Consider the following 21,370-nt stretch of genomic DNA (forward strand, 5'->3'; position numbering starts at 1 on the left):
ACCTTTCACCCTCAAAATTAATCCGATGTGCCATGCCATCTCCTGATTGCACTGGCACTCTCTAGAATACAAAAGGGATAACAATGAATACTCAAGCATATGACTACATTATCATTGGCGCAGGATCAGCCGGAAATGTACTCGCAACACGTCTGACTGAAGACAAAGACGTGACTGTTTTATTATTGGAAGCTGGTGGTCCCGACTACCGTTTAGATTTCCGCACCCAAATGCCAGCCGCGTTAGCATTCCCGTTACAAGGTCGTCGCTACAACTGGGCTTATGAAACCGATCCTGAGCCGCACATGAACAATCGCCGTATGGAATGTGGTCGTGGTAAAGGCTTAGGCGGTTCTTCACTGATTAATGGGATGTGTTACATCCGTGGTAATGCTATGGATCTGGACCAATGGGCAACCATGAAAGGTCTGGAAGACTGGACTTATGCAGACTGTTTACCTTATTACAAAAAAGCCGAAACGCGTGATATTGGTGGCAATGACTATCATGGCGATAAAGGCCCTGTTTCAGTGGCAACGCCTAAAAATGGCAATAATGTGCTGTTCCACGCCATGGTTGAAGCAGGCGTACAGGCAGGTTACCCACGTACAGATGACTTAAACGGTTATCAACAGGAAGGTTTCGGCCCAATGGACCGTACCGTAACACCAAAAGGCCGTCGCTCAAGTACTGCCCGTGGTTATCTCGATCTGGCTAAAGGTCGCCCAAACCTCACCATCGTGACGCATGCCACCACTAACCGAATTCTGTTTAATCAAAAACAGGCCGTCGGTGTGGAATATATTATTGGTGCAGACAAAGCCAATATGAAACAAGCGCAAGCCAAACGTGAAGTTTTGCTTTGTGCAGGTGCGATTGCATCACCACAAATCCTGCAACGCTCAGGTGTGGGTGAAAGCAATTTCCTGAAATCGATGGACATTGATGTAGTACATGACTTACCAGGTGTGGGCGAAAATCTGCAAGACCACTTGGAAATGTACTTGCAATATCAATGTAAACAACCTGTTTCACTTTACCCTGCATTGCAATGGTATAACCAACCTGCCATTGGCGCAGAGTGGTTATTCAACGGCACAGGTGTGGGTGCAAGTAACCAGTTCGAAGCAGGCGGTTTTATCCGTAGTTCAGAAGAGTTTGACTGGCCAAATATCCAATATCACTTCTTGCCTGTCGCGATTAACTATAACGGCAGTAATGCAGTGAAAGAACATGGTTTCCAAGCCCATGTTGGTTCAATGCGTTCGCCTTCGCGTGGTCGTATCCAGCTGAAATCAAAAGATCCGTTTGAGCATCCAAGCATCCTGTTCAACTACATGTCAACCGAACAGGACTGGCGTGAGTTCCGTGATGCCATCCGTATCACCCGTGAGATCATGGCGCAGCCTGCACTTGATCCGTATCGTGGTGAAGAAATCAGCCCAGGTAAACATATTCAGACCGATGCTGAACTGGATGAATTCGTCCGTACGCATGCAGAAACAGCCTTCCACCCATCATGTAGCTGTAAGATGGGTGAAGATGATATGGCAGTAGTGGATGGTCAAGGTCGAGTCCATGGCGTACAAGGCTTACGTGTGGTCGACGCCTCAATCATGCCCCTAATCATTACAGGCAACTTGAATGCTACGACGATTATGATCGCAGAAAAAATTGCCGATAAAATCCGTGGACAAAAGCTGCCACGTTCTGAAGCAGGTTATTACAAAGCGGGTACAGCACCTGTACGACAAGCTCCCCTTCGTCCAATACTGTAAAGCGCACGATGTACATGTGACAGCTGAAGTTTAGCTTCGGCTGTCACTTCGCTCAGGGAATATAGAATGAAAAAATTATTATTGATTGCACCTTTGGCTTTTTATTTTCAAAGCACTCACGCGACCGAAACCACCTCCCCCTACTCGGCCAATGTTACCGCTGCCAGCCAATACGTTTCACGTGGTTTTCAACAAACCTGGGGCAAACCTGCCTTGCAAGGTGGAATGGATTATAACCACAGCAGCGGTTTTTATGCAGGCACATGGGCATCGACGGTGAGTGATCATTTTATTCGTGACGCGTCTGTGGAATGGGATGTGTATACAGGCTATAGCCGTAGTTTTGGTGATTGGACTGTCGGTACCAAAGTGGCTTATTACTTTTATCCAGGTGCAAAAACCACCGCCGACACAGACAATACCCGTTTTGATTATGGTGAAATTATCCCAGAAATCAGCTATGGGCCACTCAGCGTGAAGTATGCGATTACCTATACCCAAGATTATTTTGGTAATAACGCCGATACTCTAGGTACAGGCAATAATAAACACTCGCGTGGTTCAGGTTATCTTGATGTCAATTGGCTTCAGCCCATCACTCAAGGTTGGTCTGTGAATGCACATTATGGCAATCAGCGCATTAAAAACTTTTCAGCAGCCAGTTTTCAAGACGCCAGTTTTTCAGTCAATAAAGAGCTGCCATATAACTTATCGAGTAGCTTAACCTATAGCAAAGCATGGGATAAAGACGGTTTTTATCAACAATACAGCAATGGCAATCCCAATGCCAAAGTCTCTAATCCAATTGATTCAACCCTCACTTTTTCACTCACCAAAACCTTTTAATCAGATGAATCTAAATCAAACCCAATAAAAAAGCCGCTCTCGATAGAAGCGGCTTTTTAATATTTTAGAATTTAGGACTTAATCAGTTCAATGCCAGAGCCCGCACGTTTTGGATCAATCAAAATTTTGGCATGTTGCTCTGGGTCACGTAAGGCATCAAAGGCATTACTCACGCCTTCCAAACCGACCACACCCGTGATCAATGGTGAACAATCGACTTTACCTTCTGCAATCATATGCAGCGTGTCACGGAATTCAAGCGGTGTATAACCCAATACATATTGGATTTCCAATTCCTTATTAATCGCCAATGCAGGTTCAATCTTGTCACTTTGCATACAGACACCAACCCCCACAATACGTGAGAACAGTGGTGCACCTTCCAAAATCTGCTGCATGATCCCTGCCACACCCACGCACTCAAAAATCACTGGACGTTTTGGCAATAACCCGAGTTTATCCCCGACACGCATGGCATTCACCCAAGGTAATGAGTAAGTCTGAACCTTGTCAAAAATCCCCATCCCCATATTAATCGCTTCAGAGACATTGCCTAATAATCCAAGCTCTTTCCAACTACTAAACGGAGACTGCTGTTTAGGATCAATCAATATATCTGCACCACATTGTTCAGCTAAGCGACGGCGGTTCGGTGAAAAATCACTGGCAACCACGGTTTTAACCCCCGCTGCTTTGAGCATAATAATCACACCCAAACCCACGGGACCACAGCCAATCACGATTGCAGGCTCATTTTTCTTGATTCTACTACGACGTACCGCATGTAAAGCAACAGCCATTGGCTCAGTCAACGCTGCACTGTCTGCGTCTAAACCATTCGGCACTTCAAACATTAGGCTAGATTGCACCAAGACTTGTTCTGCATACCCCCCTGAAGCACTGGGTGACAGTCCTGTTGGTGCATAGCCTTGAGATTCAACATTTAATAATGGCATGGCACAAACCAAAGTATCCGCTTTCAATTTACGGCGTGTTTTTGGACCATAATCCAAGACTTTGCCACAGAACTCATGGCCGAAAACTAATTTATCAGAGGATTTGGCAACCCCATTAAACCCGACTCTTGCTGCCAGATCATGCATATGATCACAGTGATGCTGCATATGTAAATCTGAACCACAAATCCCGCAACGTACCACTTCAAGTAATACTTGTCCTTTTGCAGGAATCAATTGAAGACTATCTTCCAGTTTCAACTCAGCGTTCTGACAAACCAGTGATTTCATAGGATGGATTCCTTTTTTGTTTTATTCAAATTGTTCACCTTCAGCACTTTTATCAGCTGGAATATCAAGTAAACAACACATGACTCAATCCTGACAAGGATAATTGTCAAAAACTATGACCTAAAGATCAATATATCGAAGCAATAAAGTCAGCACTGCAAATTTATTTGTCATCATTAGACTTAAACTATTTTTTATTATCGAACAACAATCACAACACGCTAACCAACTATTCCGCTATGCCCTCGATTATAATTTCACCTTCCCTCGCATGCTCGAAACACCACGCAATATAGCTAAAAATAAAAAGAGCTAAGGCAAATACCTTAGCTCTAATTTGTCACTTCCAAGTTTGGCGAATCATATCCACGGCTTTTTCAGCAATCATAATCGCAGGTGCATTGGTATTACCATTGACGACGGTTGGCATAATCGACGCATCAATGACTCTCAGCCCTTCAACACCATACACTTTCAGTTCAGGATCGACCACTGCCATCTCATCAACACCCATTTTACAACTCCCCACTGGATGATAAACCGTATCGACACGTTGACGTAAAATCTCACGAATTTCATCGTCAGATTGAACATTGGCAGTAAACATGTCTTCTTTAATCTTTTCACTTAAAGCAGGCGCTTGCATCAATTTTTGTGTGACTTTATAGCCATCAACCATATCTTGAAGATCCTGCTCATCTTCAAGGAATTTAAAGTCGATTAATAATGGGTCCGTCGGATTTTTACCACTTAACTTCACTGAACCACGTGCACGCGGATTCAACAGACAAACATGACATGAAATGCCATGACCGACATGCATGGTTCGAGCATGGTTATCCACCACAGCGATCACAAAGTGTAACTGTAGGTTAGGTTTATCCAGCTCTGGGCGACTTTTTAAGAAACCACCACATTCTGCATAATTGGTCGTAATCAAACCACGGCGTTCTTTACGATAACGTCCAATCTGCTTCACTAAATCGAAGCTCCCCCCTACTGAAACCCCAAACGTTCCATCCATCTGCTTGGTCTTGTACGCAAAAATAAAGTCAGGATGGTCATGCAGATTTTCACCAACACCCGCTAAATCCTTAACGACAGGAATGCCATGTTTTTCTAGCTCTTGGCGAGGTCCGATCCCTGATAACATCAACACTTGTGGAGACTGGAACGCACCAGCAGATAAAAGCACTTCTTTATTGGCACGAATAATCGTTGTCTGACCTTTATGTTTATATTCGACACCCACAGCACGGCCATTTTCAATCACAATACGAGAAACCATTGCCTGCGTGATGACATGTAGATTCGGACGCGTGCCTAAATATGGGAATAAATAACCTCGTGCAGCACTCCAGCGCTCACCATTTTTTTGAGTAACCTGATAAACCCCAAGTCCCTCTTGTTCAGCCCCATTAAAATCATCATTCAATGGATAACCGACCTGCTTTGCCGCCTCAATAAAGGTCTTTTGATAAGGATTATCCGAACGTAGCTCTCCAACATTTAATGGTCCATGCTGACCATGATATTCATTGCGAATACGTTCGTTATGCTCTGATTTTATGAAATAGGGTAATACATCATGATAAGACCAGCCTGTATTTCCTAAAGCTGCCCAATGATCATAGTCACTATGGTGACCACGAATATAGACCATCGCATTGACAGCAGAGCTTCCCCCTAAACATTTACCACGCGGTTGATAACCCTTACGGCCATTCAAGCCTTTTTGTGGAATGGTTTCTAAAGCCCAGTTATTAATTTTAGTCGGGATACTGATCACTGCCGCAGCTGGTGTGTTGACCAACCAACTGTTCCCATCGCCACCAGCTTCTAATAAACATACGGAAATATTTGGATTTTCAGATAATCGCCCAGCCAATACCGAACCTGCCGAACCACCACCAATAATTACAAAATCAAAAGCTGTTTCTGTCATCTCTATACTCTGTTTTTTCTTTTTAAAAAGTGGAAGCATTATGCCGAACACCACGTTTAGATACTGTTGTAATTGTCTAACCAATTCATATCAATAAAAGCAACTTAACTGGATCACAATCAAAGCGCAATAGCCAAATCAAGCAAGCTAATTGCGATAAATCATCAATTTCATTGAAACTTAACACCTTGCTTTTTCTTCTATTTTTTTAGTTTTAGATATTTGATACATATTTAAGCAGTTTTTGTACCAAGAAAATAATTTTAAATAGATGAAAATCATAAATATAATCGTGATAAACATACAATAGAAAAAATATTGCCTCCATCATTTATAATTTTTGAAATAATAAATCTAATGCTTTATAAATATCATATTGATTGAATATGAAAAATCCAGACGTAAAAAAAACCGCTCACTAAGCGGTTTCTTATCTCATCTTTAAGATGATGGTCGGAACAGTAGGATTCGAACCTACGACCCCCTGGTCCCAAACCAGGTGCGCTACCAGACTGCGCCATGCTCCGAAATTGGGGTGAATGACGGGATTCGAACCCGCGACAACTGGAATCACAATCCAGGGCTCTACCAACTGAGCTACATCCACCATCAAACTTTGATTCTATATACCAAGCTGCCAAATGGCGCGCCTGACAGGATTCGAACCTGTGACCATCCGCTTAGAAGGCGGATGCTCTATCCAACTGAGCTACAGGCGCATAACGATGATAATACTATCACGATACTTCGCCGATATTTAAAACTATGTTTTTCAACACATTTTAAATGGTCGGAGCAGTAGGATTCGAACCTACGACCCCCTGGTCCCAAACCAGGTGCACTACCAGGCTGTGCTATGCTCCGATTTCTTTTCAGCTTTTAGTGTATCGCACATCGTGCGGTACGGTGTGCATTCTAGGCTTGACCTTGCATCACGTCAACACCTAGTTTTAAAAAAAATGACTTTTCCTTATCAAATGTATATTTAACAAGCACTTTAGCGTTTTAGCGAGGCACTAAAGTTCAACATTCGATCTAAAGGTAATTTCGCTCGTTCAGCCAGTGCAGGGTCAACGTGTATTTCTTGATCGGCATGTTGCAATACATGCAAAATTCCATCAAGTTCGTTCATTGCCATCCACGGACAATGTGCACATGAACGACATGTAGCCCCCTCACCTGCAGTAGGAGCTTCAAATAATTCTTTATCTGGGGCTGCTTGCTGCATTTTATAGAAAATGCCACGATCCGTTGCCACGATCATTTGCTTATGCGGTAAAGTTTGTGCTGCTTTAATCAATTGTGAAGTACTACCAACAGCATCTGCAATATCCACCACCGACTCAGGTGACTCAGGATGCACTAATACAGCTGCATCTGGATAAAGTGCTTTCATCTGTGCGATACCGCGAGCACGGAACTCTTCATGAACGATACATGCTCCGTCCCACAACAACATTTCAGCGCCTGTCTTCTTTTGAATATAACGGCCTAAATGCTGATCTGGTGCCCAAATAATTTTTTCACCCAAGCTATCTAAGTGCTCAATGATCTCCACCGCACAGCTTGACGTTACCACCCAATCAGCACGTGCTTTCACCGCTGCAGAAGTATTGGCATACACCACTACGGTATGATCTGGATGTTGATCGCAGAATGCACTGAACTCATCCACTGGGCAACCCAAGTCAAGCGAACAGGTTGCTTCCAATGTTGGCATCAATACTGTTTTTTCAGGTGATAAGATTTTTGAGGTCTCCCCCATAAACTTCACACCAGCCACCACCAATGTCGTTGCAGGATGATCTCGACCAAAACGCGCCATTTCCAATGAATCAGAAACACAACCGCCTGTCAGTTCAGCAAGCTCTTGCACTTCAGGATCACAGTAATAATGCGCCACAAGCACAGCATTACGTTTTTTAAGCTCTGCTGCAATTTGGGCGAACTTCTCTTGTTTCACTTCTGGGCTAAGACTGTTGTCCTTAGGCTCACCCAAACGATCTAAATGCGTCTGCACAATATTTTTGGCTTCGTTCGCAATTAAATTCGCATTATTCATAAAACGTCTTCTCTATCCTGCGTGCTTGCATCACTGCAAACTTTTAACGTGGGTAATGGGGTGATCATTTGAGATAAATCACCTCGTCCACAAACCAGCTTATAAAAAAAGCCCCACTGTGGAGGCTTTATTATAACGCAAATTTATGAGCGATAATCGGCATTAATTTTCACATAGTCGTAAGAAAAATCACAGGTATAAACCGTGTCTTTTGCTGTACCGCGACCAAGGTCAATACGAATGGTAATTTCTTTTTCAGCCATCACCGCAGCACCCGCTTCTTCGGTATAGTCTGGGTTTGCACCACCATCCAAGCAAATTTGTACATCACCCAACCAAACTTGAACTTTGCTACTGTCTAGCTTTGGTACACCCGCCTTACCAATCGCCATGACAATACGCCCCCAATTTGGATCAGAAGCAAATAATGCCGTTTTAATTAACGGTGACTCAGCAACACTATAGGCAACATCACAACATTCTTGCGTATTTGCTCCACCCTCAACCTGTACAGTAATGAATTTAGTAGCACCTTCACCATCACGCACGATCAATTGCGCCAGACGATTCATAATGCGAGCAAGGACATCAAGCACCTGCTGATAACGTATATCATCTTGGCTCTGGATTTCAACGCCGCCCGCTAAGCCTGTTGCCACCAAGATACAAGAATCGTTGGTTGATGTATCACCATCAATCGTAATGCGGTTAAACGAATGCTCAACCGTGGTTTTCAATAGCTGTTGTACCATTTCACGGCTAATCGGTGCATCGGTGGCCACAAAACTGAGCATGGTCGCCATATTCGGGCGAATCATACCTGCGCCTTTACTGATGCCTGTCATGGTATAGGTCACACCATCAAACTCAAACTGTTCAGAAGCGCCTTTCGGTGTTGTGTCAGTGGTCATGATTCCTGATGCTGCATCCGCCCAACGATCTGCATTTAAATCATTTAATGCGGGTTGAATGCCTTGCAATAAACGTTCAATCGGCAATTGTTCACCAATCACACCGGTTGAAAAAGGTAAAATCTGATTGGCTTGCACACCCGCTAATTCTGCTAATTTGGCACAGGTACTTTCTGCATTTTTATAACCCACGGTGCCCGTTGCAGCATTGGCATTACCGGTGTTGATAATCAAATAACGTGGTGTGTTCTCTGCCAAATGCTTTTTACTCAATTGAACTGGTGCAGCAGCAAAAGCACTTTGTGTAAAGACCCCTGCAACATTTGAGCCTTCTGCAAATTCAAAAATGACTAGATCTCGTCGATTTGGATAACGTACATACGCCTCAGTTGAGCCAATTTTTACACCCTGCACCACATGCATAAGTGGCATTGTTACGTCACCAACAGCCATTTTTAAACTTCCATTAATTAAGCTTTAAAGATATTAGTTTGATATTTAATTAAGAGATTTATCTCATCGGAGTCTTATTGGACTTTCATCCCATTTCTGGGTAAGCCTTCGGCTCGACCTACTTTTCTTTCGGGAAAAGTAGGCAAAACCATTTGTCCCCCGCAAAACCTGTTCATTTCTTGCATCTATCTAATTTCAATCATCAATACAATATTTGCATCTTCTTTAAATCGGGCAGGTTGCGGGTGACGTTTCCGCGTATCAAAAATCTACTAAGGTTTATATACCAAACCTTGCCTTAAAAGCTTATGCTAAATAATCAGAAAAATCGAGTTTTTATCCATGAACTAAGTAGATTTACTTTGTTCCAAACTCAGTAAAATCTGCTTCTTATCCAAACCACCTGCAAAGCCGACTAATGCCCCACTCGAACCAATCACCCGATGACACGGTGCAATAATCGAAATCGGATTTTTACCATTGGCAGCTCCAACTGCACGCACGGCTTTTTCATTGCCCAACTGAACGGCTATCTCTTTATAACTGCGCGTTTCCCCATAAGGAATGGTCAATAATGCTTGCCAGACTTGTTGCTGAAATGCAGTGCCTTGAAAATCAAATGGTAAATCGAATTGCTGACGTTGTCCTGCAAAATATTGTTCAAGTTGTTGTTTAACTTGATGCAGCATCGGATGCTGGCGATCTTCAACTAATTCAGAGAGTCGTACCCGTTTATGGTCTTCATTGTCCCACATCACGGCGACAAGTGCCTGATCATGAGCAACCAGTTTTAATGCACCCACTGGGGAGTCCATGTACATATATACCAGTTGCATCACGCTCTCCTAAACCATTAATTTGATGATAGTTTCATCAATACAAGACCTGAAACAATCAATACGGCTGCAATCATTCGCATCGCCGTCATCGGTTCATTTAAGATCAAAATGCCAACAACAAATGATCCAATTGCCCCAATCCCAGTCCAAATGGTATATGCCGTTCCAAGTGGTAAAGTCCGCATCGATATCGAAAGTAATACCACACTTAAAATCATGAAAACAATGGTCACGATACTTGGCGTTAACTTGGTAAATCCGTCAGACAACTTCATTGAGTATGCCCAAATAACTTCAAAAATACCTGCCAAAATTAAAATTGCCCATGCCATTTTATTACGCTCAACTTTATCGAATGTCGGGTCGTCCCAACGTGATTCTTTCGAGGGAGGTCGTCCTCCTAAGTGCAGTAGTGTACTGTGGAATTTTAAAAAATGTGATGTGTTCTGTATCTAAATTGACTCGGCTTTAAAAAAAGAAATTGTTTATTTGAGTCTACTGCTGCCAAATAATCTGATCCACTCGCATCAACTCACAGGCTCCATTGCCTGTATCTTCTCGAGATAAAGAACTTTTCCAACGCCAACCATCTTTGGCCTGAATCTCAATCAAAGTGCCTTTTAAATAGACGAGATCATCTGTTTTAATTTTCTTCATTTGCGCTGCAATTGTTGTGTTTGCAGGAACGAGATGCATATTGGCACTCTGCGTTGCAATCTGTCGAAGCAGGATCGGTGGCTCATGGTCGATAGACCAATGATACCATCGGTTACTTTGAGAAATATCAATCTGCTTGTAAATCTGAGGGTTGGCCATTTCTCCCCAACCGACCGCAATATCCATAGGCGAAAATTCAGCTTCACGCCCTAAGTTATAGTCTTCTCTCGAAAGCACTCGAAATGAGCCTTCATAGTTTTCCAGTGCCACCACCTGCACTCCCTGCTGCGTGGTTAGCTGGGCAATGTCTGGTGCTGGCTTAATCATTTTAGTCCACAGCAACCACCCTACTGCAATCACCAGCAAGCCATACATCCATCTTGGCATGTTACTTATCCTGTTTATTTTGTACGGCTTTTATCCATTGCCTAAATCGCGCTAAAGCAGCTGAAAAAAACTGTTGAATCAAGCTGAATATATTTTCATTCTGCTGCTGATATTTATTTTGAGATGCTTCTTGTTTCGCTGTTGCAAGTTCCAAAGGTTCATAATGCAGCATGGTTTGCTGTAATTCCGCACCAAGATTCAAACGCTGTAATGCTGCCGTAACCTCGGAAACTGGATCTTGATGATAGAGCGCCAAATGTCGCGCCTCTAAATCAATACAGTGTTCAATCAATAAGTCTGAGAAAGGGAGTAAGGCTTTTCTAACACGCTGCGCTTCTACAGGGCTGCTCATATGTGGAATATAATAAAAACTTACATGCATGCTGCCATCAGCAGGAATCAGTTCAAGTTGCGATAATGATGATCTCTGCATTTTTTCTTTCAGATGGGCGTGCGAATTTGTTTTATCTGTTATTGGGTTGTGTTGTTGTTCTAAAGCCATTTATGCACCATGAATGACTCAAAAAAGATACTGTTAGTATAAACCAACAGTATCTCGAAAAAATGACATTTTAAACAAAATATCAGAACTTTAGCGAAAGACCTGCACCATAGACCCACCCCGTTTTGGAGTCACTGGCAGTTTGCCAATTGGTCTCTTTGCGTCCTTTACTATAGCCATAACCAACATCTATAAAAGGCATGACTCGATTCTTGACGATTTCATAGCGCGTTTTAATCCCCACTTCTGCATCGGCAAGACCTGTTTTGGCGGCATACTTCGATTCATCTCGAATGACCCACTCCATTTCCAGATAAGGCTGCATGATCAACTTTTGTGTGAGTAATAAATCCCTTTCAGTTTCCAAAACAAAACGCCATTGCTGATCTTGCCCGAAATAAACATGTGCATCTGTTTCAAAGAAATAAGGTGCCATGCCATGTAAACCGACAACCCCTTCAAATTGTTCCTTATCTAACTCACGCTCAGCGTTATAACGGTAATTTACACCTGCCTGTACATCCCAGAAGTCAGCAATATTACGGCTATAAAGTGCCGCAAGACTCTGTTCAGATTTTTCCGATTCGGCCTTGGCATAATCTGCGATGATAAATAACTTGTTCTCATCGGTTCCAACCCAAGTTTTCAATTTGGATTTGAGTGTGCCTTGTCCATCTTCGTCCAACAACCATTGTGTATCTAGCTGCGTCGCCTGATAGATCTGTCCACCATGCTCTTTGTAATGGTCAGCATGTTCATCTTTATTTTGCATCTGCGATGAAACAGTTGGACTTTGATGTTGCGAATGGTCCATAGCGGCATTCATCGACATACTGGACTGAGCTGGCATATTCATTGGCATGGTCTGATCATGCCCTTCGTGTGCATAAGTGAATGCACTTAAAGAAGAAACCATGCCACCAATCGCCAATAATTGTGTATAGCGTTTCATCTTAGAAGATTGCTTAGTGATGTGCATGGCTCGCTCCTTGAGATGATTGAACAGGTGTTTGTTTGGGTGCTTTTGAATCATCTACATTTGCGACAATCAGCTTACTCATCATGCCCGCGCTCATGTGATACAACAAATGGCAATGTATCGCCCATTCGCCAATTTCATCGGCAGTCAATAATGCAGTGACCGTCTTGCCAGGTGGAACGATCAAAGTATGTTTATTTGGCATGTCCTGTGGTGCCTGACCATTTTCCAGCTGCATAAACATGCCATGTAAATGCATTGGATGCGCCATCATACTGTCATTGACGAATTTGAGACGGATACGTTCACCATAACGCACGGTTAAAGGCTTAAAGTCTGGATCACTAAATTTCTTACCATCAATCGTCCAAATATAACGCTCCATGGTTCCACCCAAACGAATCACCACTTCACGCTCTGCTGGGCGAGTATAGCGCTCAGGTTGTGGCTGTAAGGATTGCAAATCGGCATAACTTAAAGCTTTTTTGCCTGCTGGCGTTGCTGCGTTGGCCCATCCCTGAACGGTATCTGAAGTTGCTTTTTCAGAAGATGCCGCCATCTGGTGTTGGCTATGATCTGACGGCGTTGCTGAAGCTGACATATCCATCTGACCGTGTGCACTATGGTCCATACCCGACATGTTCATCTGCCCATCCGAACTATGATCCATTTTCGACATGTCCATTTTTCCATGTGAACTATGATCCATCGCTGCTTTTTGCATCGGTGCAACTGGTGCTTTACCTTGAGGCATCTGATGCTGACTATGATCCATATTGGCCATATTCATTGACTGATCTGAACCATGATCCATCTTGCTCATATCCATCTGACCATGCGAACTATGATCCATGCCCATATCTTCCATCGTCAATAATGCACGTGGGCGTGCTTTAGGAATCTGAACCTTTTGCGTATTCGGTGTCATGCTATTGTGCAATGAAGCAATTGCAAAACCAGAACGGTCGATTGATTCAGCTTCAATTTGATAATGTGCCTGCTTAGGTTCCACCAACACATCATAAGTTTCTGCTGTGCCAATACGAAACTCATCCACAGGAACAGGTTTCACTGGCTGACCATCTGCACTGACGACAGTCATTTTTAAGTTTGGAATGCGTACATCAAAGAAAGACATTGCTGACGCATTGATAAAACGCAAACGAACCTTCTCACCTGCATTAAAAGCGCCCGTCCAATTCTGCTGTGGTGTCTGGCCATTGACTAAATAGGTGTAACCCGTGACATCAGCTAAATCGGTTTTTGCCATTCGCATCTGATTCCACATCGAACGGTCTTGCCAGGTTGCTTTTAAGCCTTGCTGCTTCACCTGTCTCCACACATCGCCAACTGTTTCACGTTGATCCTGATAATGCTCAGCAGACTTCTTCAGATTAGCCATGATCTTGTCACTTTCCGTTTCATGGAAATCTGACAACATCACCACATAATCACGCTCAGCCTTTTCATGTGCCGCGACAGGTTGTTTGCCTTTCGGATAAATCACCAAGGGACCATATAAACCGTCTTGTTCTTGTCCTTTGCTATGTGCGTGATACCAATAGGTGCCGTTTTGACGAACTTTGAAACGATATTCAAAACTACCATTCGGTTTAATGCCTTTAAAACCATTAAAACCAGGCACGCCATCCATCAAACCAGGTAGCAGCAAGCCATGCCAATGCAGAGAGGTATCTTGATCTTTCAACTGGTTATGCACATGAATAACCGCTTCATCACCTTCTTCAAACTCTAACAGTGGGGCAATAAATTTGCCGTTGACCGTGATGCGTTTAACTGGCTTTCCTGTCACATTCACCGTGCCTTGGTTAATATTCAGGTGATATTCTTTAATTGCAGCCAAACTATAGGGTGCAAACAATAGGCTTAAGCTAGCAATGACACCAGCATATATTTTTGAGGACATGATATTTTTCCTAATCTGTTAACTTTTCAAAGTGCGCATTTCTCTGAGATGTAGAAAAACGGCTTGTAAAGACAGATCAGGTTCTAGGAGGGCGTAGAATCTCTTGCCAATAGCCAGCAAGATGTCGAGCCTGATAGTCCGTATTAATATGCGTACTGAGCTCTAGAAATGGCGAAGAAGATAAACTTGGTGTCTGTTGGTCTAACGCAAAATTTACTGTTTGGCAATGCGAAGAACTATTGCAGTCCTGACAATGCACATTATCTTGCATCATTCCTTCATGACATTTCACAAAATTACCCGAATGGGCATGTGGCATTTGATGATGTTGATCCATCATTTGCTGGTCATGACAAGACATCGCTTGAATTGTTGTAGAAGTCGTTTGATCAGATTGAAGGGTTTGAACTGCTGCAACGGCCACACTGCTTCCCCCGATGAAAAATATCATCAGGAATACAAACCACAGATGTTTGTATTGCTTGCGGAGTTGCACTTATGTTCCTTGTTTCAATAATCAAAAATGAATTGAGTGTGCTTAGCATAATTTCTTTTATGCTTATGCACAATCCTCTTTGCATTTGAATTTCGATAATTTCATCTTAACCTCACTCGAAACTGTTGTTTTATCAAGCAAATCGACTCTTCAACAATCACGAGCAAAAATAAAGCAAAATGAATAAGTTAATGCACAAAAAAAGGACAAAAATTTGTCCTTTTTTCACCAATTTGTTGTGAATATAAACAACTGAAATCATTTTGTTTATTTTAACAACATCTTATCCACCTGCTTATCAACACGGTTATCCACCCAGTTATAAACAAAGTTATCCACAGACTTATGTGAAAAATAGGATGAAAGCACTAAACTTCTGTTGCACCAACTTTTGCCAACTCTGCACGCATTTGGTCAATCACCGTTTTATAGTCAGGTTGACCAAAAATTGCTGAGCCGGCAACAAACATATCGGCACCAGCTTCCGCAATTTCACGAATATTGGCTGGACCTACCCCACCATCAACTTCTAAACGGATGTCACGGCTACTCGCATCAATAATTTTACGTGCCTGACGAAGCTTTTCCAAAGTCATAGGAATAAATTTCTGCCCACCAAAACCAGGGTTAACGCTCATCAATAAAATTTGATCCACTTTATCTAAAACATAGTCAAGATGATGCAACGGTGTTGCTGGATTGAAAACCAAACCTGCTTTCGCACCGCCAGACTTGATTAACTGCAAAGAACGATCAATATGATCTGTTGCTTCAGGATGGAAGGTAATAATGTCTGCACCGGCTTCCAAGAAATCACCAATCATACGATCGACTGGTGAAACCATGAGATGCACATCAATCGGGGCTTTGATGCCATAGTTTTTCAGCGCCTTACAGATACCAGCACCAAAGGTTAGATTCGGTACATAGTGGTTATCCATTACATCAAAATGCACAACGTCTGCACCCGCAGCTAAAACTTTTTCTACATCTTCACCTAAACGTGCAAAATCAGCAGATAAAATCGAAGGCGCAATTAAATAAGGCTTGGACATGGACGACCTGGCAAACTCTGAGAAAATAATGTGTTGATTATAACAAACTTAGACCATCTAAGTCTGTTACAAAGTCATTATTACGGCATTGCAAACTTGCAACACCACGTTGCATCTAGACTATTTTTATCTATTGCAGGCTTTGCTATGTTAAATGCTGGAACAAGAGGATGACCTTGAATGACGAATAGCACTACTCAAATCACAACAAATGAAGGAAAACGTATTAGTAAACGTTTAGTTAATCACTGGAAGCATAAATTTGAAGTATCAGAGACTGAGCAGCATTCAAAAATTTTCATGCCAACTGCAACGGTGACTCTTACTCCGTATGAACAGCATTTAGATGTACTTATTGAAAATCAGCAAGAAAATACCACTCATTTAGAACAAGTGGTGATTGACCATTTAAATCGTATGGCACAACAAGAATTTATTGTTGAATGGCAGCACCATTAAAAAGAAGCTCATATGAGCTTCTTTTTTATCCTGCAACTTTTTCCAGTTGAATGGCATGGAATTGTAAGTGATCATCAATAAAACTTTGAATAAAGTAATAACCGTGATCATAGCCCTTATGTAAACGCAAGGTCAGATGTTGACCTGCATCCAAACAGGCTTGCTTAAATTTTTCAGGATTTAATTGATCATAAAACTGATCATCAACACCTTGATCAATCAAAATTTCATCGAAAATTCGACCCTTTTGTTGAACCAATACTGTGGCATCATGCGCTAACCATTGTTGCTGCTCAGTACCTAAATATTGGCTGAATGCCTTTTCTCCCCAAGGACAGATACTCGGTGCACAAATCGGAGCAAAAGCAGAAACCGACTTAAATTGTTCAGGATATTTAAATGCCAAGGTCAAAGCACCATGCCCACCCATCGAATGCCCAAAGATACCGACTTGGCTTTCGATGATCGGGAACTCTTGTAAAACATGCGCATACAGTTCATCGACCAAATAAGATTCCATTTGGTAATGTTCAGCCCAAGGCTGCTGGGTCGCATTGATATAAAAACCTGCGCCTTGCCCAATATCCCAATGATCTCCCTGCGCTACACCCTCACCACGTGGAGAAGTATCTGGCGTAATCAGAATCAGACTTAACCGAGCTGCCATTCGTTGTGCATGTGCTTTAATGGCGAAGGTATCTTCAGTACACGTTAATCCTGCAAGATAGAACAACGCTGAACATGCTTTTCCTTCCAAGGCCGCAGGTGGCAGGTATACGCCAACTTTACTATTCCCTTTCAGATGTTGAGATTCAAGCTGATAAATCCGTTGCTCACCCTCAAAACAACGATTTTTTTGCAGTAGCTGCATGTTCATCATCCTGTGTTTTTGTAATGTCTGTGGTTGCCATATTCTGTGCTGGGAACAGATACGGCTCAAGTTGCGGCAGCATGAGTTCCATATTGCGCCCCATTGACCATTGTGGTTCAGAAGGCTCAACACCTTGCGCCACTTCCCACTTAGTCACGGTTTGTTTGGCCTGCTCAAACGCTTTTTTCATTGAATATTGTTCGCGCATTGCCAAATCAAAGAATGCTCGACCAAAATAAGTATAGTCCGCTTCATTGTTACAGCCAAACGATGTTTTATCCGCCGCAGATGCAGTAATAATTAAGGTATCAGGTGATTGTAATGCTGGAATAAAACTACCTGAATAACAGGCTGAAATCACGATTACACGCCAACGAATCCCCGATTTATCCAGTGTTTCTCTTAACCATTTTGGATCAACTTGATCTAAATTCAAGGGCGCATTTTCAATTTCAAAATGATTACGTTCACCATGTGAAGTCATATACAGAAACAGCACATCACTGTCACGATTCATTTGCTGACCAATACGGCGTAAAGCCAACTCCATGCTGGTCTTTGAAGCAATTGGTACTTCTAAACGCGTCGCTGGATTATTAATCAGCATAATAGAACGACCAAAGGTTCCAAACCGCGTATCAAACTGTTCTCTTATACGTTCAATTTCGGATTTAAATACGTCCACATAGCTATCGCCTGCCACGCCCATAAAATACCAATGGCTTTTGGCAATATCGCCGTATTGAATTTGATCGAGTGCTTTATCCAACAAATGACTTTGTGCATAGAATGCATCTTCGGCAAAACTTGGCGGGGTTTGTTCCACTTTCCAGATCGGCTGATCTTTAACTGAAAGTTGCCAAACCACCATGGTGGCAATGGTTGCTACAAAAACCAAGGCACGTTCCCACCACGGCCAGTTCAAAGCGCGAGAAAATACCCAAATCACAGCCAGACTTTGCCAAACAAATAACCCAACAAATAATGGTGGTAAAAAACCGTTATAGATACTGTCTGGAATAAAATTGAGATAGCCGTTTGAGCCAAGATATTGAATGATGCATTGCAAAAGCAAAATATTGGTATCAAGTACAAGCCACAGCAATGCAGGCACCAACATCAAACGCGGCTGGTTCATGCGTTGCGACAGGAAAATACCCACAATTAGAGCAATAAAAGGCCAGAGTGCGTAACCAATCAAGCCTTGGGAATTAAATTCTCCCACTTGCCCTGAAACTAACCAACTATACAGCGAGTTGGTACAACCTCCGAGAATTCCCCAAATAATGAGCTGGGTAATTGAAGGGTGCACAACCTGTAAGGAACGACGCGACCCCAGGAACAACCACATTCCAGCAATTTGGTTACTTTTAAAATCATGCCAGATATTAATGGAAGGTTTAAGGTCTATCATAAAATTCTTCGGGAGTTTCTCTTTTCAAGCCTAAACTGAAAATATGCCATTCTAATAGTTGAATGTGCAGTACTTTTCCTAAAAGACGCGATGCGTGACTGTAGTGTAAGCTCGACAAGAATTTTTTAGCAATCATGCTTTTGCACTATATCACAAATCTTTACTGAGCATTGACGCAAGCCAAACAATCAATGCATTCTGATTTAAATTTTACCTTTTGGAAAATATGCATCAAAACGGCATGCATCACCTAACCATTGATGATCAGGCGTTTGATCTGCCAGATAAACTGCATGTCTAGGCCGTTTTACGATCACACGCTTGGCAATCTGTTGAGCCAAATGCAGTAACTGATCACCTAAATCCATTTCCCCATCTTCAGGTAACAGCATATGTAATAACTGCATTTGCTTTTTGACTTGCGCCTGTTTCTTTATCGCCTGCTGATTCTGATCACGCTGTGGGAACATTGGATCCAAATACACCACATCGATCTGCTCACCATGTTGACTCAATTGCTGTAAATACGCATTTGAATCGGCAAAGATCAACTGAATCCGCTGCATAAATGCTTGTAGGAAAGGATCTTGCTCAGCTTGGGCTTTGCTGTATTCCAATAATACAAACAGAATGGGATGACGTTCTACAAGACGCACATCAGCCCCAAGGTAGGCCATGAGTAAACTGTCATGGCCCAAACCCGCAGTCGCATCAATCAGGCTCGGTTTCTCACCTAGTTGGCAGGCTCTGGCAATCATTTCAGATTTTAAACTGGCTCTTTTTAAACGAGGAATTTCAGCGCGCCAATCTGGCTGCATTTTCATTCCATTGGCAGCGAGACTAAGACCATCTTCATCCAAAACCAATGCCATTTCTGGATTTAAACGCAGAAAACGGGCATTGATCTTTTCTACCAATTGCCCTGTAAGCTGTACATTCAATTCAGCCAAACGTGTTTGCAAGCGCTGAAACTGCTGTTCACATTCCGCTGGATACCAACATCGCATTTGCATTACCAATGCACCCAACCTGTCCACCAGGTTGCCAAGATAAATAAGCCAAATACAATACGATAGTACGCAAATGCAGTGAAATCATGCTTCGACACATAACGAATCAAGGCACGAATCACAACCAAAGCTGAAACAAATGCAACAATAATTCCCACAGCCAACACAGCCATATCATTGCTATGCAACTCATGGCGCATCTTGTACATATCCAGTAAACCTGCCCCCATCAGCACAGGAATACCTAAAAAGAAGGAAAACTCCGCCGCAGCTTTACGTGATACGCCTAAAAACAAAGATCCAATAATGGTAGAGCCTGAACGAGATGTTCCAGGGATTAACGCCAAACACTGAATCAGGCCAATTAAAGTAGCTTGCTTAAAACTCAGATCATCAACATCTTGAGTCACAATCTGATGGGGCCGACGCTCTGCCCATAAAATAATAAAACCACCTACAATTAAAGCGATCGCGACGGTAATAGCATTAAATAGATAAGCTTTAACCACATCACCAAAGGTCAAACCAATAATCACAATGGGAATAGAAGCGATAATCAGGTTCAGACTGAGACGGCGGCCTTGTTCCTGCCCTGTCAGCGCACCAATCAGTGCCCCCCACAGTTTGCCCCAATATTCATAAATGACCGCTGCAATCGCACCAATTTGTACGGCTACGGCAAACATATCTCTTTTTTCAACAGTCCAAAAATCCAATAATTGACCCGTTAAAATAAGATGCCCTGTACTTGAGATTGGTAGAAACTCGGTAATCCCCTCTACCAAGCCCATGATCGCTGCTTTAAATAGCAATAAAAGATCCATAATTAACCTTAATTCGCCTTACCTTGTTCTGGAATTTTTTTCCATGCATCGTCACGTAAGTACACAGGTAAAGCCTGTTCCGCATCCACCCATTTTTGCTGTGCCGCATATACTCTGGCAATTATCGCAATATCCTGCGCAGTTGCCATAATCGTTGCACTGGAAGCCTCGGCTGAGTCTATTTGACTAGGCTTAATTAATTCTGAACCCGAACCAATTGCGGTAAATTTACAATATGCAGCTGCTTGCTCATAATTTAATAATTTTTCGTCATCCATCGCCTGCATAATGCCCTGCTCATCCAAACTAAAATTGGCAATATAAACCTCTTGCATACGTGCATCGAGTACTGCCGAAACTTGCGGCAAGCCAGTTAAACGATAAGCAGCTTGTGCCAATGCCTGTAAACTGGAAACTGGAATCACGGGTAAGTCTTGAGACCATGCAAGTGCCTGTGCAACCGCCGCATTGATACGAACACCGCTAAATGAACCCGGTCCACGACTAAATGCAATTGCAGTTAAATCTGCCAATTGAGTTTTTGTTTGCGATAAAGCTTGTTCAGTTAAAGGCAGAATCGTTTGAGTTTGTGCTTTAGGCCGCTCATCCAACTGAAAATACAACTCTTGAGTATCATCAATTAATGAAACCGAACACTGCTCATTTGCAGTTTCCAATGCAAGCAACTTCATGCAAAAACCTTAACGA

Annotated in this window: 20 protein-coding genes, 4 tRNA genes and 1 pseudogene; 4 read left to right on the forward strand and 21 right to left on the reverse strand. The window is 42.6% G+C overall.

The genetic code is table 11. From position 1 onward, the window contains the following. Positions 1-83 precede the first annotated feature (83 nt). Positions 84-1,778, forward strand: coding sequence for a choline dehydrogenase (gene betA, locus MMO42_RS12835; RefSeq protein WP_005291974.1), 1,695 nt, complete (start codon positions 84-86; stop codon positions 1,776-1,778). A 66-nt stretch (positions 1,779-1,844) separates the two neighbouring features. Further along, positions 1,845-2,624: a TorF family putative porin gene (locus tag MMO42_RS12840; RefSeq protein ID WP_241320792.1), complete on the forward strand. Its 780-nt coding sequence runs from the start codon at positions 1,845-1,847 to the stop codon at positions 2,622-2,624. Positions 2,625-2,695: 71 nt separating this feature from the next. Here the strand turns inward: MMO42_RS12840 and MMO42_RS12845 are convergent, their stop codons facing one another. Beyond that, positions 2,696-3,871, reverse strand: a complete 1,176-nt coding sequence (locus MMO42_RS12845) for a zinc-binding dehydrogenase (RefSeq protein WP_241320793.1) — start codon at positions 3,869-3,871, stop codon at positions 2,696-2,698. Between the two features lie 226 nt (positions 3,872-4,097). On the opposite strand from MMO42_RS12845, the pseudogene MMO42_RS12850 reads away from it, so the two are divergent. Beyond that, positions 4,098-4,187 (forward strand): annotated as a pseudogene (locus tag MMO42_RS12850) (NUDIX hydrolase); the annotation flags it as partial. Between the two features lie 24 nt (positions 4,188-4,211). Here the strand turns inward: MMO42_RS12850 and MMO42_RS12855 are convergent. The 15 genes from MMO42_RS12855 to rpe all read right to left on the reverse strand — a co-directional run bounded on the left by MMO42_RS12855 (position 4,212) and on the right by rpe (position 16,084). Continuing rightward, entirely contained in the window at positions 4,212-5,816 is a 1,605-nt protein-coding gene (locus tag MMO42_RS12855) for a choline dehydrogenase (protein ID WP_241320794.1), read from the reverse strand. Positions 5,817-6,266: 450 nt separating this feature from the next. Then, positions 6,267-6,343, reverse strand: a tRNA-Pro gene (locus MMO42_RS12860). Between the two features lie 4 nt (positions 6,344-6,347). Continuing rightward, positions 6,348-6,423 (reverse strand) — tRNA-His (locus MMO42_RS12865). 35 nt (positions 6,424-6,458) lie between these two features. Next, positions 6,459-6,535, reverse strand: a tRNA-Arg gene (locus MMO42_RS12870). A 68-nt stretch (positions 6,536-6,603) separates the two neighbouring features. Further along, positions 6,604-6,680, reverse strand: a tRNA-Pro gene (locus MMO42_RS12875). A 133-nt stretch (positions 6,681-6,813) separates the two neighbouring features. After that, positions 6,814-7,878, reverse strand: coding sequence for a quinolinate synthase NadA (nadA, locus tag MMO42_RS12880; RefSeq protein ID WP_005291967.1), 1,065 nt, complete (start codon positions 7,876-7,878; stop codon positions 6,814-6,816). A 143-nt stretch (positions 7,879-8,021) separates the two neighbouring features. Continuing rightward, positions 8,022-9,242, reverse strand: a complete 1,221-nt coding sequence (gene argJ, locus MMO42_RS12885; RefSeq protein ID WP_241320795.1) for a bifunctional glutamate N-acetyltransferase/amino-acid acetyltransferase ArgJ — start codon at positions 9,240-9,242, stop codon at positions 8,022-8,024. Between the two features lie 347 nt (positions 9,243-9,589). Then, complete coding sequence (locus MMO42_RS12890; protein WP_241320796.1) at positions 9,590-10,078, reverse strand: methylated-DNA--[protein]-cysteine S-methyltransferase; 489 nt, start codon at positions 10,076-10,078, stop codon at positions 9,590-9,592. Between the two features lie 17 nt (positions 10,079-10,095). Further along, on the reverse strand, positions 10,096-10,413 hold the full coding sequence (locus tag MMO42_RS12895) for a multidrug efflux SMR transporter (RefSeq protein WP_005291962.1): 318 nt from the start codon (positions 10,411-10,413) through the stop codon (positions 10,096-10,098). Positions 10,414-10,576: 163 nt separating this feature from the next. After that, the gene (locus MMO42_RS12900) at positions 10,577-11,125 is read right to left on the reverse strand and encodes a hypothetical protein (protein WP_241320797.1); all 549 of its coding nucleotides are present in this window, start codon (positions 11,123-11,125) and stop codon (positions 10,577-10,579) included. Between the two features lies 1 nt (position 11,126). Further along, a complete protein-coding gene (locus MMO42_RS12905; RefSeq protein ID WP_241320798.1) occupies positions 11,127-11,627 on the reverse strand; it encodes a cobalt transporter in 501 nt (166 codons plus the stop codon). Between the two features lie 82 nt (positions 11,628-11,709). Next, the gene (locus MMO42_RS12910) at positions 11,710-12,606 is read right to left on the reverse strand and encodes a copper resistance protein B (protein WP_005291955.1); all 897 of its coding nucleotides are present in this window, start codon (positions 12,604-12,606) and stop codon (positions 11,710-11,712) included. Continuing rightward, complete coding sequence (locus tag MMO42_RS12915) at positions 12,593-14,533, reverse strand: multicopper oxidase domain-containing protein (protein WP_241320799.1); 1,941 nt, start codon at positions 14,531-14,533, stop codon at positions 12,593-12,595. Before MMO42_RS12915 ends, MMO42_RS12910 begins: the two co-directional genes overlap by 14 nt. 76 nt (positions 14,534-14,609) lie before the next feature. Beyond that, the gene (locus MMO42_RS12920; RefSeq protein ID WP_005291945.1) at positions 14,610-15,029 is read right to left on the reverse strand and encodes a hypothetical protein; all 420 of its coding nucleotides are present in this window, start codon (positions 15,027-15,029) and stop codon (positions 14,610-14,612) included. A gap of 368 nt (positions 15,030-15,397) precedes the next feature. Next, positions 15,398-16,084, reverse strand: a complete 687-nt coding sequence (gene rpe, locus MMO42_RS12925; RefSeq protein WP_241320800.1) for a ribulose-phosphate 3-epimerase — start codon at positions 16,082-16,084, stop codon at positions 15,398-15,400. 180 nt (positions 16,085-16,264) lie between these two features. Here rpe and MMO42_RS12930 point away from each other — a divergent pair, with 180 nt between their 5' ends. Next, positions 16,265-16,543 (forward strand): DUF2218 domain-containing protein, encoded by a 279-nt coding sequence (locus MMO42_RS12930; RefSeq protein WP_005291941.1) that lies wholly within the window; start codon positions 16,265-16,267, stop codon positions 16,541-16,543. 25 nt (positions 16,544-16,568) lie between these two features. Here the strand turns inward: MMO42_RS12930 and fghA are convergent, their stop codons facing one another. The 5 genes from fghA to tsaB all read right to left on the reverse strand — a co-directional run bounded on the left by fghA (position 16,569) and on the right by tsaB (position 21,354). Then, positions 16,569-17,414: an S-formylglutathione hydrolase gene (gene fghA, locus MMO42_RS12935; RefSeq protein ID WP_241320801.1), complete on the reverse strand. Its 846-nt coding sequence runs from the start codon at positions 17,412-17,414 to the stop codon at positions 16,569-16,571. Next, entirely contained in the window at positions 17,383-18,828 is a 1,446-nt protein-coding gene (locus MMO42_RS12940) for a C13 family peptidase (RefSeq protein ID WP_241320802.1), read from the reverse strand. Before MMO42_RS12940 ends, fghA begins: the two co-directional genes overlap by 32 nt. A 203-nt stretch (positions 18,829-19,031) precedes the next feature. Next, entirely contained in the window at positions 19,032-19,841 is an 810-nt protein-coding gene (locus tag MMO42_RS12945; protein ID WP_241320803.1) for a class I SAM-dependent methyltransferase, read from the reverse strand. Beyond that, positions 19,841-20,662 (reverse strand): undecaprenyl-diphosphate phosphatase, encoded by an 822-nt coding sequence (locus MMO42_RS12950; RefSeq protein WP_241320804.1) that lies wholly within the window; start codon positions 20,660-20,662, stop codon positions 19,841-19,843. Before MMO42_RS12950 ends, MMO42_RS12945 begins: the two co-directional genes overlap by 1 nt. 8 nt (positions 20,663-20,670) lie before the next feature. Continuing rightward, positions 20,671-21,354 carry a tRNA (adenosine(37)-N6)-threonylcarbamoyltransferase complex dimerization subunit type 1 TsaB gene (tsaB, locus tag MMO42_RS12955; protein ID WP_241320805.1) on the reverse strand — a complete coding sequence of 228 codons (684 nt, stop codon included), beginning with the start codon at positions 21,352-21,354 and terminating at the stop codon, positions 20,671-20,673. Positions 21,355-21,370: the final 16 nt, after the last annotated feature.

The sequence above is a fragment of the Acinetobacter sp. ANC 3882 genome, assembly GCF_022549545.1.
GTDB lineage: Bacteria > Pseudomonadota > Gammaproteobacteria > Pseudomonadales > Moraxellaceae > Acinetobacter.

Coding starts and splice junctions, on each gene's coding strand:
- betA (WP_005291974.1), top strand. CDS start 84: ATGAATACTCAAGCATATGACTACATTATCATTGGCGCAGGATCAGCC.
- MMO42_RS12840 (WP_241320792.1), top strand. CDS start 1,845: ATGAAAAAATTATTATTGATTGCACCTTTGGCTTTTTATTTTCAAAGC.
- MMO42_RS12845 (WP_241320793.1), bottom strand. CDS start 3,871: ATGAAATCACTGGTTTGTCAGAACGCTGAGTTGAAACTGGAAGATAGT.
- MMO42_RS12855 (WP_241320794.1), bottom strand. CDS start 5,816: ATGACAGAAACAGCTTTTGATTTTGTAATTATTGGTGGTGGTTCGGCA.
- nadA (WP_005291967.1), bottom strand. CDS start 7,878: ATGAATAATGCGAATTTAATTGCGAACGAAGCCAAAAATATTGTGCAG.
- argJ (WP_241320795.1), bottom strand. CDS start 9,242: ATGGCTGTTGGTGACGTAACAATGCCACTTATGCATGTGGTGCAGGGT.
- MMO42_RS12890 (WP_241320796.1), bottom strand. CDS start 10,078: ATGCAACTGGTATATATGTACATGGACTCCCCAGTGGGTGCATTAAAA.
- MMO42_RS12895 (WP_005291962.1), bottom strand. CDS start 10,413: ATGGCATGGGCAATTTTAATTTTGGCAGGTATTTTTGAAGTTATTTGG.
- MMO42_RS12900 (WP_241320797.1), bottom strand. CDS start 11,125: ATGCCAAGATGGATGTATGGCTTGCTGGTGATTGCAGTAGGGTGGTTG.
- MMO42_RS12905 (WP_241320798.1), bottom strand. CDS start 11,627: ATGGCTTTAGAACAACAACACAACCCAATAACAGATAAAACAAATTCG.
- MMO42_RS12910 (WP_005291955.1), bottom strand. CDS start 12,606: ATGCACATCACTAAGCAATCTTCTAAGATGAAACGCTATACACAATTA.
- MMO42_RS12915 (WP_241320799.1), bottom strand. CDS start 14,533: ATGTCCTCAAAAATATATGCTGGTGTCATTGCTAGCTTAAGCCTATTG.
- rpe (WP_241320800.1), bottom strand. CDS start 16,084: ATGTCCAAGCCTTATTTAATTGCGCCTTCGATTTTATCTGCTGATTTT.
- MMO42_RS12930 (WP_005291941.1), top strand. CDS start 16,265: ATGACGAATAGCACTACTCAAATCACAACAAATGAAGGAAAACGTATT.
- fghA (WP_241320801.1), bottom strand. CDS start 17,414: ATGCAGCTACTGCAAAAAAATCGTTGTTTTGAGGGTGAGCAACGGATT.
- MMO42_RS12940 (WP_241320802.1), bottom strand. CDS start 18,828: ATGATAGACCTTAAACCTTCCATTAATATCTGGCATGATTTTAAAAGT.
- MMO42_RS12945 (WP_241320803.1), bottom strand. CDS start 19,841: ATGCAAATGCGATGTTGGTATCCAGCGGAATGTGAACAGCAGTTTCAG.
- MMO42_RS12950 (WP_241320804.1), bottom strand. CDS start 20,662: ATGGATCTTTTATTGCTATTTAAAGCAGCGATCATGGGCTTGGTAGAG.
- tsaB (WP_241320805.1), bottom strand. CDS start 21,354: ATGAAGTTGCTTGCATTGGAAACTGCAAATGAGCAGTGTTCGGTTTCA.